We start from the raw sequence: 12,600 nt of genomic DNA, 5'->3' as shown, positions 1-12,600 counted from the left end.
GCACGCTGTTGAGTTCTCAAGGAACGGACGCTTCCTTCGAAACCGTTTCACCGGTCTCTCCGGACGTTTGCCCTTTCGGTGTCTCCGACTCTATCAGATGGAATCTGACCGGGGTTTCGGAGTGCTTCTTGCGGTGAATTCCGTGACCGGATTTCCTCGTTCGAAGCGGTGAAGAAACTAACTGTTGCCTTCGAGTTTGTCCAACTCGGGGCAACCGTTCGAATCCCCTGCCCACGATGCTCCGTGTCAACGGATTTCTCGGGGGCGGAGAGGACAGTAGCAGGTCCGCGCCCGGCCGCGCACATCACGCCGCTGTGGGCAGCTCCACCGGGCGATCGGATGCCGCAATGTCACCGGTTTCGCCCGACTTGGCCGCTCGTCGTCCGATCACATAGACGTAGCCGAGGAAGGCCAGTTCGGCTCCGACGCCGATGAGAATGCGTGCCCAGGTGGGAAGCCCCGAAGGGGTGACGAAGGCTTCGATGACGCCGGAGACGAGGAGCACGGCCGCGAGGCCGATCGCCATGCCGATGGCGGAACGCCCCTCTTCGGCGAGAGCAGTTCGTCTGCTGCGCGGGCCGGGGTCGATGACCGTCCAGCCAAGACGCAACCCCGTCCCCGCCGCCACGAAGACCGCCGTCAGTTCCAGCAGTCCGTGCGGGAGCAGGAGCCCGAGGAAGGTGTCCAGGCGGCCGGCCGACTGCATCAGTCCGATGCCGATGCCGATGTTGACGACGTTCTGGAACAGCACCCACAGCACGGGCAGTCCGAGGAAAACGCCGAGGACGAGACAGACCGCGGCGGCCTGCGCGTTGTTCGTCCACACCTGGGCGGCGAAGGACGTGGCGGGGTGGCTCGAGTAGTACGCCTCGTACTGGCCGCCCGGCCGGGTCATCTCCCGCAGCTCCTGCGGGGCGGCGATGGTGGCTCGCACGTCCGCATGAACGCCGACCCACCATCCGACCAGCGCGGTCAGCACGACGGACAGCAGGGCGGTCGGAACCCACCAGTGGCGTGCGCGGTAGACAGCCGCGGGGAAGCCCGTGGTGAAGAACCGTGCGGCGTCCCTCCAGGACGCGGTGCGTGCGCCGGTCACCGCACTGCGCGCCCGTGCGACGAGACGCGTGAGCCGATCGGTGACGGCCGGGTCGGGCGCGCTCGACCGGACCTGGGACAGATGTGTGGCAGCTCGTTGGTAGAGCGTCACCAGTTCGTCCGCCTCCGCACCGGACAGTCGGCGGTGGCGGCGCAGCAGGGCGTCCAAGCGGTCCCATTCCGCGCGGTGGGCCGCAACGAAGACATCCAGGTCCATGGAAAGAGCTTGGCAGATCGTCGTACTGCGACACTGTTTGCGAGTGGCGTCGGCTGTACGTGCGGGGTGCACGGGAGGAGTACGCGGTGAGTGAGCTGGTCACGGGTGACGCTGTCGTGCTCGGGCTGCGTCCTGCCCGGCTGCCGAGCAGAGCGCTGGCCGTCTGCCTGGACCTGCTGCTTGCCTGGGGCGTGTATCTGGCGATCAGTCTGGCGCTGCTCACGGCGACGGCTTCCTTGGACATGGCGGCCCTCGCCGCCGTACAGGTGGCGCTTTTCCTGCTGGTGCTCGTAGGGGTGCCGATCGCCGTCGAGACGCTCTCCGGTGGCCGCTCAGTGGGCAAACTGGCGGCCGGACTGCGCGTCGTCCGGGAGGACGGTGGTCCCATACGGTTCCGGCACGCGCTCGTGCGCGGGGCGATCGGTGTGGTGGAGATCCAGCTGCTGTTCGGACTCATCGCCTGCGTGGCGTCCCTGGTGTCCGCGCGGGGACGCCGGCTCGGTGACGTGTTCGCGGGCACTTTGGTGGTGCGGGAACGCGTGCCCGTACCGAAGGGGATGACCGTGCCGCCCCCGCCCCCGTGGCTCGCGCAGCAGTTCGCGGAACTGGATCTGTCGCGGGTGCCGGACTCCCTGTGGCTGGCGGCACGGCAGTACCTGATGCGGGCCGGTCAGCTCGATCCCGCAGCAGGCCGGTCGCTCGCCGAACGGCTGGCCGATGACATGCGGGCGTGGATCGCCGCCCCCGTACCGCCGGGCATGTCCGCCGCCACGTTCCTCGCCGGAGTGGTCGCCGAGCGGCAGCGACGAGAAGCGCTCCGGTTCGCGGGTTCCGCCACTTCGCCGAGTGATCCGGCCGCCGCCCACGCGATTGGCGCGACGGTGCCGGCCTCGCCGTCCGGTGAGCCGGGTCGGCCTGCCGACGGCGTCAGCGATGTCTCGGAGAGCCCGGCAGCCGGATCGGAGAGCCCGGAGGCTGCGGGCGGCGCCGCCGGCCGTGAGGGCGAGGGGCCGGCCGGGCCATCGCCGTCGGCCACTGGTTTCGTGCCGCCTTCGTAAGCGCGGCTTCCTTCTCGCGGCGGTCCTGGACCTGGTTCTGGTTCTGGTTCTCGACATGCTGCTGTGCAGAGCCGGCCGTCCCCGTGCACCGGCGAAGACACCGTGCGTCAGGTGAAGGTAGAAGGCGGGGATTCGAGGTCTTCCAGCTCGATGCCGGGGGCTGCCAGCACCACGTCCCCGGCCAGGTGCACGGCGTGCTGCTCCCCCGTCTCCAGGTCGTTGACCTGGTAGTTCTCCACGACGAGCGGGCCGTTGTCAGTGGCGTGTGCTTCGCTGTCCAGGAGCGCCCAGGACTGGTCGAGAGTACGGGGAGCGAGGACGGGGGGTGTGAAGGCGACGAGGCGTACGCGGGTGGCCCGGTCACCGGGGGCCGGCCGCAGCAGCCGCGCCGTCGCGACGAGAAATGCGGGGGATGCCCCGGTGAAGGAATGAGCGGGGACGTTGCCCTCCTGTGCCTGCTCACCCGCGGGGTCGGAGCGCACCCAGGTGACGCCTTCCAGCGCCGCGCCGCGGATCCGCCAGCCGCCGGCGTGGAGTTCGAGCCGGAGTGGCCGGCCCAGTGCGTCCAGTGTCAGATCGACGGAACCCGCGTGTTCGCCTGCGGGGGTGGTGAGTTGCGAGACGTAGCGCCAGCCGGAGGGGCCGGTGGCGCAGTGGAAGTGTTCTTCGCCGAGGAAGGTGTGGTCGTGCGGATCGTGCAGCGAATATCGGCCGCGGGGCATGGGCGGTGTCCGGTGTCGGTGTGGTGACGGGCGGCAGCCCCGCCTGACGAGGGGGCACCGCGCCTTCGGGTACGTCCACCATCCTGCCCGGTGGGGGCGGCGGCGCTGCGCCGGGTGCCGGAGGGGCTTCTCCTGCCCCGGTCCATAGCGCCTCGCTCCGTTCGCGGCTGTGACGGCTCTTCCGGCGGCGCCGGGGCCGGGACAGCCCCGGATCCCGCCGTCGGCGGCGAGGGGCGGTGCGCGGGGTGCCGGTCCACGCCAGTTGCGGCGTGGACCGGCACCTCGCGGCAGTCACCACTGGTGCGTGCGGCCCGAAGGGCACGAGTGCTCATGGGCGCGCGTCCCTCGGGCCCGGGCCTCAGTAGCGGTAGTGGTCCGGCTTGTAGGGACCCTCGACCGGGACGCCGATGTACGCCGCCTGCTCCGGGCGGAGCGTGGTCAGCTTGGCGCCGAGGGCGTCGAGGTGGAGGCGGGCGACCTTCTCGTCGAGGTGCTTGGGCAGCACGTAGACGTCGGTTGGGTACGACTCCGGCTTGGTGAACAGTTCGATCTGGGCGATCGTCTGGTTCGCGAAGCTGTTCGACATCACGAACGAGGGGTGCCCGGTGGCGTTGCCCAGGTTCAGCAGGCGGCCCTCGGACAGGACGATGATGCTCTTGCCGTCCGGCCAGGTCCAGGTGTGGACCTGCGGCTTGACCTCGTCCTTGACGATGCCGTCGATGGCGGCGAGACCGGCCATGTCGATCTCGTTGTCGAAGTGGCCGATGTTGCCGACGATGGCCTGGTGCTTCATCTTGGCCATGTCCGAGGCCATGATGATGTCCTTGTTGCCCGTGGTGGTGATGAAGATGTCGGCGGTCTCGACGACATCGTCCAGCCGCACCACCTGGTAGCCGTCCATCGCCGCCTGGAGGGCGCAGATCGGGTCGATCTCGGTGATCATGACCCGGGCGCCCTGGCCGCGCAGGGACTCGGCGCAGCCCTTGCCGACGTCGCCGTAGCCGCAGACGACGGCGGTCTTGCCGCCGATGAGGACGTCGGTGGCGCGGTTGATGCCGTCGATCAGGGAGTGGCGGCAGCCGTACTTGTTGTCGAACTTCGACTTGGTGACGGCGTCGTTGACGTTGATCGCCGGGAAGAGCAGCGTGCCGGCCTGCTGCATCTCGTAGAGGCGGTGGACGCCAGTGGTGGTCTCCTCGGTGACGCCGCGGATCTCCGACGCGAGCTGCGTCCACTTCTGCGGGCTCTCGGCGAGGGTGCGGTTGAGGAGCTGGAGGATGACGCGGTGCTCGTCGTTCTCGGCGGTGTCGACCGAGGGGGCGGCACCGGCCTTCTCGTACTCGACGCCCTTGTGGACGAGGAGGGTGGCGTCACCACCGTCGTCGAGGATCATGTTGGGGCCGCCGGTGGGCGTGTTCGGCCAGGTGAGGGCCTGTTCCGTGCACCACCAGTACTCCTCCAGGGTCTCGCCCTTCCAGGCGAAGACCGGGACGCCCCGCGGGTTGTCCGGGGTGCCGTCGGGGCCGACGGCGATCGCCGCGGCGGCGTGGTCCTGGGTCGAGAAGATGTTGCAGGAGGCCCAGCGGACCTCGGCGCCGAGGGCGACGAGGGTTTCGATGAGCACGGCCGTCTGCACCGTCATGTGCAGGGAGCCCGTGATGCGCGCTCCGGCCAGCGGCTTCTCCGCGGAGTACTCCTTGCGGATCGCCATCAGGCCGGGCATCTCGTGCTCGGCCAGCGTGATCTCCTTGCGGCCGAAAGCGGCCAGAGAGAGGTCCGCGACCTTGAAGTCATGGCCGGTCGTGGAGGTCGTCGTCATGTGCGAGCTGCTCCTCGATTGTCGAGATATGAGGCTGGCTGGTCCGTGCTGCGGCGCGGGACGGTGTGGTGCCGGTCGCGCGTGGCGCACATCGTCGCCGGGCACACTCGTCCCCTGCTCGCAGCTCAGTCCGTCGGAGGCCCTCTCTCCCTCGGTGGCCCGCCGTGCGGGCTCTCCCGACCGCCATCAGCAGCGACGTCTGACCCTACGAATTTACACCGCCCGTCCAGGGGACCGGATCAGCGCCTGGGACAGCAAGAGCGGCTCGGGGTCGGTTTTCGGCCGCCCGCGTTTCCGCCGTCCCGGCTGATTCTGTGCGCGGTGCGCCGCTGTCACCGTGATGGTGGCGACGGACGTCACACCCCACGCATATCGGTCCACCAGGAGATCCCACGTGACCACTCCCGCCGATCGCCGCGACGAAGCAGCCCCCTGGCCGTGACGGCGTCGTCCTTGCCTGCGGTGACCGCTTGTCCCACCGGTACCGCGCGCACCTATACGGCAGCCGAGGAGCTGGCCCTGGCTGCGGAGCCCCGGGTATCGCCGTGAAGGCGGAGGCACGGGGCTTCATCGGGGCCGAGAACGTTCTGTGTGATGGCGATGTCGACAGGGCGGACGGGATCGTCGCCGACGCCACCGACGACGACAAGGATGTGGGCCTCAGCCGGGTCGGCGGCAAGCGCGTTCCGCTCGTCGGTGTCGCGGAGAGCATCAGCGACCCGACGGCCGGCTCGGTCAGCGATCCCAACGGCCGGCTCGGCCGGGTATTCCGCCGTTGCCGGCCGCCGACGGGGCCAGGGCCCTGCTGCCGTCCTCACGCAGCTGCGGATGTCTCTCATGCCTACCGCTCACGTAGCATCCGCCACTGCAGTATCCGGATCTCAGCGAGCACGCCCTTCTGCAGCGCCGCCCGCTGCGGCGTCGGCCGGACTCACAGGGTCTTGTCGAGCGCCTCACCGGGTTGCGAGCTCCGGGGCGCCGGCGCCGCCCTCAGACCGCCTGCCCCAGTGCCCTGTCGGCGTCACAACAAGGCCGAGCACGACCGGGTTGCGCTCCGTGCTCGGAGTGCTTCTGTCGCCGCCAAAGCCAGGATGACGTCATCGTGCAGCGTCCTCTTCGAGATCCTCGGACGGGTCGGTGCTGCGGCCCAGGCGTCACCGGGTTCGCGTCATCGGCGAGGAGCGCGCGGACGTACACCTGCTGCTCGCCGCGAAAGCGACCACAGTGCAGCTCCGGCAGGCGCCAGCGAAGCGGCGAGCCGGGCGAGTGCCTCTTCGCGTCCGGGGCACGGCGAGATGGCGGGGCTGCCGGGATGCGGTGCCGGTCAGCCCCGTCCATGTTCCGTTGGCCGCGGTGGGCAGTGGCGGAGGTCACCAGCCTCCGGGAGAAGGGCGTCGGCGCTGGTCAGGAGTGGACCGGCCCATATGCTGTCGCCCTCTCTCGCTCATGCGCCGTCATCCGGATTCCTGTGGGGCTGGCCATCGCGGCGAGCGCTTCGCGGGGTGCGTAGCCGGCGGCGGGCCGGAGCTGCCACCGCGGCAGGAGCGTCGCCAGGGTGATCAACGACTCGGTCCAGGAGAAGTCGTTGCCGATGCACTTCCGGTTGCCGGCGCCGAACGGGAGATAGTTGCCGTGGGTGCGCATGCGGTCCGGGTCGAATTCGGCGGCATCGGACCCGAACACTGCGCCGTCGCGGTGCAGTGCGTAGAGGCTGAGTGCGATCTCCGTACCGGCGGGAATCTCGGCCCCGCCGAGGTTGACGGGTTCCACCGTCCGTCGCATGAGCAGGGTGACCCCGTGCAGCCGCAGTGTCTCCTCCAGCACACTGCGCAGATACGGCATCTTCTTCGTGTCCTCGAAGGTGACCGGCCGCGGCCCGCCGAGGACGGCGTCCAGCTCCTCCAGGGCCTGCTGCTCCGCTTCGGGGTGCGTGGCCAGTTCGTGCAGTGCCCACGCCAGTGTGGAGGCGGTGGTCTCCGTGCCCGCGAACAACATGGTGGCCAGCTCGTCGCGGACCTCGCTGTCGCTCAGACGGTCACCCGTTTCACGGTCACGTGCGGCCAGGAGCGTGGCAACGAGGTCGGTGCGCTCGGCCAGGTCCGAACGCGGCGTGTCCGCGATCACGCCCTCGATGACCTCGCGTATGCGCCGGGAGGCGGCGAGGAACCTGCGGTTGGGCGGGATGGGGAGCCGGTCGGCCCAGGGCGGCATGACAGCTCGTTTGAGCATCGTGTCGAGGATGACGCGCACGGACTCCCTGACCGTCGTGACGGCCTGCGGATCCAGGTCGGCGGCGAACATCGTGGCGGTGAGGGTGTTGATGGAGTAGTCACTCATCACCCTTTCCACCGACAGTTCCTGGCCCGCCCACAGGGAGTCGGCCAGGTGCACGGCCTGTTTCGTCATCGTCTCGGCGTACCGGGCCAAATGCTGCTCGGCGAAGAGCGGCTGGATGATGCGCCGGTGTACGCGATGGGTCTCCCGGTCCGCGGTGGCGAGCCCGCAGCCGACCAGGGCCTCCATGTTGTCGAAGAGCCGGCCCTTGGTCATCTTCGGGGCGTGCCGGGTGAAAACCTCCTTGGTCAGCTCCATGTCGGTCACGAAGAGCACGCTGAGTCCGCCGAGGTCGACCCGCGCCAGGGGCCCCGTCTTCGAGAGGGAGCGGACGAAATCCAGCGGCTGACGCATCAGCGGCACAGCGTGGCCCAACAGCGGCCATCGTCCCGGCGCGCTCGGCACCTCCTGTGTCCACCCCACGGCAAGCCCTCCTGTCTCCCATTGCACTCTGGTCGCAGCACTCGCACGATGATCACACCATGAACATGCCCCCTGGCGGAATGGGGCCGTCAGCGGAGATGGGGTGACAACGCGCGGACAACCGGCCGCCCGTGGTGCGAACGAGGCGCCGGAAAGGGTCACTTGCCCCTCGTCGGGCCGACCGCGGCGGAGAGCTGTTACGCGTCCGCGACCGTGGTGCACAGGAGACGCGGGGAACGGCGGTACACCGGGTCCTCGTCGTGCAGGAGGGGGCGAAGTCGGCCCGAGCGGCTGGACGGCGCCGGCCGGTTGGCCTCGAACGTCAACGCCGTCGAGCCCGGGATGTGGCTGTCCACCGACACCGAGAGCCAGGGCGGGGCCAGTGGACACGCACGTCGATCCGTCTCCCGGAGGAGTGGCCGCAGGGGGGCGGGACGAAAGTCGTCCGCCTCCTGGGCGCGGCCGTCGGCACGGGCCCTAGCTGATCCGCACCTCGGGGATGGCCGACTTCGCTGTGGTCGGAGACGGCACCCGGATGCGCTCCCCGGCCACCAGGCCGTCGGCTTCGCGCTTCCTCAGCACAACCAGCGCTCCGTCACGGTCCCAGGTGAAGGGCATTTCGAGGAACTGCCAGATCATCAGGGTCGCCTTACGGGGCAGCTCTTCCGGCTTGGCAGCCAGTCGCACACTGGGCAACCGGTACATCAGCCGGTCGAGGAAGGTCTCGACGATGCCACGGCCCATGGTCTCGCCGGGGCATGCGTGCGGCCCGTGCGAGAACGCGAGGCTGGCCCGGTTGTTCTGCAGGTCGTCCCCCGTCGCCCGGGCAGCGGGGTCGTGGTTGGCCGCACCGATGCCCAGCAGGAGCATGTCTCCCTCCTCGATCCGCCGGCCGGCCAACTTCGTGGTGCCCGTCGCCCACCTGCCGATGTTCGTGATCATCGGGGGCCGGTCCCACAGCACCCTGGCGACCGCCGCTGCCACGGTGGTCGAAGCACCGCGCAGCTCGCGGAGCGACTTGGGGTCTCCGAGGTAGTAGGCGAACGTTTCCAGCATCAGCTGTGCTGTCGGTTCGTTCGCTGCGGCAGTGATCACCCGCAGCGTCTCACGCACCACTTCGTCGTCCATCCCGTGTGCGAGCAGGATGGAGGGCAGGTCGTGCCCCGGCGACTGCTTCCTCTGCTCCACGACGTCTTGGAAGGTCGCGGTCACCCGCGCACCCGCCGCCGCGGCCCCGGTGCCGCCGGAGATCATCTCGTGCATGTCGGCGGAGAGCGCGTCGAAGTAGTCGTCCATCCCGAAGAGCGACAGCACGACTTTCAGTGAGACGCGGTTGGCCAGCCCCACGAGATCAGCGCGCGGTTCACCGTGGCCGACGCCGGCCACCAGCTCGTCGATCGCCTCATCGGTGTGCTGGACGACGAGACGCCTCACCCCTCGCTGTTCGAACTTCTTCAGGCTCTCGATGACGGCGTCCCGCATCCACCTGTGCTCCAGGCCGTCCACGAACACCAGGAGCCGCTGCCACCGCGTCACGGGGGCCAACGGGTGGTCGTGCGTGATCAGGCCGTCCTTCATCGCCTTCCAGTTGCGGGGGTCACGCGAGAAGACGGACGCGTTGCCCGCGACAAGGCCGTTCTCACGGTGACCCAGCACCAGCCATGCGTGGACGTCACCGGGCAGCAGCACGGGAGCCAACGCGCCGTACTCGGCCCTCAGTTTCTCGAAGACGGCCATCGGGTCCGCCTCCCATTCCGGGCCGTAGAGACGGTGCAGTCCGTCCGGTCCGATGGGGTCTATGGCCGGTGGATAGGTGGGCGGCTGTCCAGACACAGGATCCTCCGATAGACGTGCCATGTTCCGGCCCGGCCGCAGGAGGCCCGCGGTCAGGCCAGGACCGCAGCCTAGCCGCCGATCGGAGGAGTCAACTCGGGAGCCCGCACCCCAGGTTGGCCGACAGGCTGGAACGGCGGCTCAGGAGGACGACCGGAAGTGTGGCCGGGCCGTCGGAGATGCGGGTGTCCGGCTCCGTCAGGCCTCCGGCCGGCGGCAAGGCCAAGTGGAGGCCGGGCAACGGCCGAAGAGGGCAGGGAGTGCTGTCGTGGTGTTGAGCGTGGCGAGGGTCTGCCCTTGGCACGTGGGGACCGTAGCCGCAGCTCAGGTGAAGAAGGCTGTCGCCCGCCTGCCGTGAGAGGTGACAACGGACTGGTCTCCGCCGGCGCCGAGGCGACAGCCGTACGCACCGCGGCCGTCCCGGCGGTGGCAGCGGTTCCGGCGGTTCCGGGCGGGCGTGGCGGGGTGCGACCGGCCGCACGATGCCGTCGAGTGCCCGCAGGACGGCAGGCCCGCGCGCAGCGGTCAGCAGCCGCTCCTGGAGTGCCGCCGGAACCCTCACTCCCCGTCCGCGCCGCTCGCCGGCAGCCCACACGGGCGCTGCGGGCTTCGGGAACCACCGTCCAGGCGGTCATCACTCCGGTCATCGCCGCACCGGCGGGGCGGCCAGTGGTGCGCGGTGGCCCCTGACGCGCGGGGCGGCGACGAACCGTCCGGACAGCAAGGCGTTGCCTGCCGTCTGCCCGGACGAGGTGACCCGCGTGCTCTCCGTCCGCTCCGGGCAAGCGGCGAGGCCCGCGCCGCGTGTGCGGTGCGGGCCTCGTGGCCTTGCGGTGTTCCGTGCCGGCCGGCGTCAGGCGGTGGGGCCTGTGGCGTCGGCGGGCTCGGCGGTGGGTTCGGACTCGGCGCCGGGGGCGCGGTAGATGTCGGGTTCGAGGTAGATGACGCGGGCGATCGGGACCGCCTCGCGGATGCGCTGTTCGGCCGCGTCGATGGCCCGGGCGACGCGGACGGCCGTGTCGTCGTGCTGGACCGCGATTTTGGCGGCGACGAGCAGTTCCTCGGGACCCAGGTGCAGGGTGCGCATGTGGATGACGCGGGTGACGGTCTCCCCGTCGACGAGTGCCGTGCGGATCTTGTCGCGTTCGGCAGGGTCCGCGGATTCACCCAGCAGCAGTGACTTCGTCTCCACGGCGAGCACCAGAGCGATGACGACAAGGAGCGCGCCGATGCACATGGTGCCGACGCCGTCCCAGACGCCGTTGCCGGTCAGCAGGGCCAGGCCGACGCCGCCGAGGGCGAGGACGAGACCGACCAGGGCGCCGAAGTCCTCCAGCAGGACGACGGGCAGTTCGGGTGCCTTGGCGCGGCGGATGAACTGCGTCCAGGTGAACGCGCCCCGCAGCTCGTTCGACTCCTTGATGGCTGTCCGGAAGGAGAACCCTTCCGCGACGATGGCGAACACGAGAACACCCACCGGCCAGTACCAGTGCTCGACTTCGTGTGGGTGAACAATCTTCTCGTAGCCCTCGTACAGCGCGAAGACGCCGCCGATGGTGAACAGCACGATGGAGACCAGGAAGCCGTAGATGTAACGCTCCCGGCCGTAGCCGAAGGGGTGTTCCTCGCTGGCTGCCTTCTTGGCCTTCTTGCCGCCCAGCAGCAGGAGCGCCTGGTTCCCGGAGTCGGCGACGGAGTGGACGCCTTCCGCCAGCATCGAGGCCGATCCGCTGAACGCCGCCGCCACGAACTTGGCCGTGGCGATGGCCAGGTTGGCGCCCAGCGCGGCGACGATCGCCTTCGTTCCGCCTGATGCACTCACGTCTTCCGGATCCCTTCCTGCTGCGGTGCGGCCGGCTGTCAGACGGCCACGGTGGCGCGGAAGAGCGTACCGTCACCCGAGACGTGGACTTCCTCGTCCGCCGGAACGTACGCGGAGCGCCCGGGGGCGAGGGTGAGTTCGCGGGTGCCGTCCTCTCCGCCCCGTGCGACGGCCGTCCCCGCTGTGCACAGCAGGATCTGCGCTGCGGGTGCCCGCAGGGAGTGCGGCGCGGCACCGGGTACGAGGGTGTAGCGGGAGAGCCGGAACTCCCCTGCGGGGGTGTCGTAGATCTCCTCACCGGTCACCGGGTCCGCCTCGGGGCGCAGCACCCCGGGGTCGGTCGGTGCGAACCGGACGATGCGCAGCAGTTCGGGCACGTCCACGTGCTTGGGGGTCAGACCGCACCGCAGCACGTTGTCGGAGTTGGCCATGACCTCCACTCCCAGGCCGTTGAGGTAGGCGTGGGGGACGCCCGCGGCGAGGAACAGTGCCTCTCCGGGGCGCAGCACCACGTGGTTGAGGAGCATGGCGGCCAGCACGCCCGGGTCGCCCGGGTAGTGCTGCGCGATGTCCGCGTAGACGGCGTACTCGGGGCGCCCCGCCGCCGCTTCGGCGGCCTCGGCGACCGTGGCGGCCATCTCGTCCTTGTCGGCCGTCAGAACGGCGGTGAGGACCTCGCGCAGGGCGTCGGTCTCCGGGCGGGCGCGCAGGATGTCGGCGTACGGCTTGAGGCCGTCCACGCCGAGTCCCTCCAGCAGGGCGGCGGCCTCCCGCGGGTGCCGGAAGCCGCACAGTCCCTCGAACGGCGTGAGAGCGCATACCAGTTCGGGCTTGTGGCTGGCGTCCTTGTAGTTGCGGTGCGGAGCGTCCAGGGGGACTCCGCGTGCCTCCTCGTCGGCGTACCCGGCTGCCGCCTGGTCGTTGTCCGGGTGCACCTGGAGGGACAGCGGCGCCCCTGCGGCGAGCAGTTTGAGCAGGAACGGCAGCCGGGGCCCGTACGCACGGACGCTGGGGGCGCCGAGTTCGCCCTCAGGGTCGTCCGCGATGACGTCCGACAGCGGCCGGGGCCCGGCTCCCCTGTCGATCCGGGACGGCGCCCCTGGATGGGCACCCATCCACAGTTCGGCCTGGGGCTCGCCGGTGGGCGTCTCGCCGAGCAGTTCGGGCAGGGCGGTGGTGGACCCCCAGGCGTAGGGCCTGACGGTGTTGTCCAGACGGTCCATGAGGAGTGCGTTCCTGTCGTGCTGTGGTGCTGCGTGCTGCCGTGCTGTCGGCGG

Annotated in this window: 8 protein-coding genes; 1 reads left to right on the top strand and 7 read right to left on the bottom strand. The window is 70.0% G+C overall.

Going from position 1 to position 12,600, the window contains the following annotated elements; all coding sequences use genetic code 11:
• Window positions 1-304: 304 nt before the first annotated feature.
• On the bottom strand, window positions 305-1,312 hold the full coding sequence (locus IO40_RS0114655; RefSeq protein WP_031175532.1) for a stage II sporulation protein M: 1,008 nt from the start codon (window positions 1,310-1,312) through the stop codon (window positions 305-307).
• A gap of 86 nt (window positions 1,313-1,398) precedes the next feature.
• Here IO40_RS0114655 and IO40_RS0114650 point away from each other — a divergent pair, with 86 nt between their 5' ends.
• Window positions 1,399-2,370 carry an RDD family protein gene (locus tag IO40_RS0114650; RefSeq protein WP_031175531.1) on the top strand — a complete coding sequence of 324 codons (972 nt, stop codon included), beginning with the start codon at window positions 1,399-1,401 and terminating at the stop codon, window positions 2,368-2,370.
• A 107-nt stretch (window positions 2,371-2,477) separates the two neighbouring features.
• Here IO40_RS0114650 and IO40_RS0114645 read toward each other — a convergent pair whose 3' ends face one another.
• From IO40_RS0114645 to manA, 6 genes are all read right to left on the bottom strand, one after another.
• Window positions 2,478-3,092: a hypothetical protein gene (locus IO40_RS0114645; protein ID WP_031030329.1), complete on the bottom strand. Its 615-nt coding sequence runs from the start codon at window positions 3,090-3,092 to the stop codon at window positions 2,478-2,480.
• Between the two features lie 358 nt (window positions 3,093-3,450).
• Window positions 3,451-4,911, bottom strand: coding sequence for an adenosylhomocysteinase (ahcY, locus tag IO40_RS0114640; RefSeq protein WP_016472770.1), 1,461 nt, complete (start codon window positions 4,909-4,911; stop codon window positions 3,451-3,453).
• Window positions 4,912-6,315: 1,404 nt separating this feature from the next.
• Entirely contained in the window at window positions 6,316-7,650 is a 1,335-nt protein-coding gene (locus IO40_RS0114635; RefSeq protein WP_106963929.1) for a cytochrome P450, read from the bottom strand.
• Window positions 7,651-8,145: 495 nt separating this feature from the next.
• Window positions 8,146-9,501 carry a cytochrome P450 family protein gene (locus IO40_RS0114625; RefSeq protein ID WP_016472768.1) on the bottom strand — a complete coding sequence of 452 codons (1,356 nt, stop codon included), beginning with the start codon at window positions 9,499-9,501 and terminating at the stop codon, window positions 8,146-8,148.
• Between the two features lie 853 nt (window positions 9,502-10,354).
• A complete protein-coding gene (locus tag IO40_RS0114620; RefSeq protein WP_016472767.1) occupies window positions 10,355-11,323 on the bottom strand; it encodes a cation diffusion facilitator family transporter in 969 nt (322 codons plus the stop codon).
• Between the two features lie 38 nt (window positions 11,324-11,361).
• Window positions 11,362-12,546 (bottom strand): mannose-6-phosphate isomerase, class I, encoded by a 1,185-nt coding sequence (gene manA / locus IO40_RS0114615; RefSeq protein WP_016472766.1) that lies wholly within the window; start codon window positions 12,544-12,546, stop codon window positions 11,362-11,364.
• Between the last annotated feature and the right edge of the window lie 54 nt (window positions 12,547-12,600).

The organism is Streptomyces albus subsp. albus, assembly GCF_000725885.1.
GTDB lineage: Bacteria > Actinomycetota > Actinomycetes > Streptomycetales > Streptomycetaceae > Streptomyces > Streptomyces albus.
This window is presented reverse-complemented; position numbering and strand designations above follow the sequence as displayed.

Excerpts from the sequence above, each read along its gene's own strand:
- IO40_RS0114655 (WP_031175532.1), bottom strand. The coding sequence starts at position 1,312 with ATGGACCTGGATGTCTTCGTTGCGGCCCACCGCGCGGAATGGGACCGC.
- IO40_RS0114645 (WP_031030329.1), bottom strand. The coding sequence starts at position 3,092 with ATGCCCCGCGGCCGATATTCGCTGCACGATCCGCACGACCACACCTTC.
- ahcY (WP_016472770.1), bottom strand. The coding sequence starts at position 4,911 with ATGACGACGACCTCCACGACCGGCCATGACTTCAAGGTCGCGGACCTC.
- manA (WP_016472766.1), bottom strand. The coding sequence starts at position 12,546 with ATGGACCGTCTGGACAACACCGTCAGGCCCTACGCCTGGGGGTCCACC.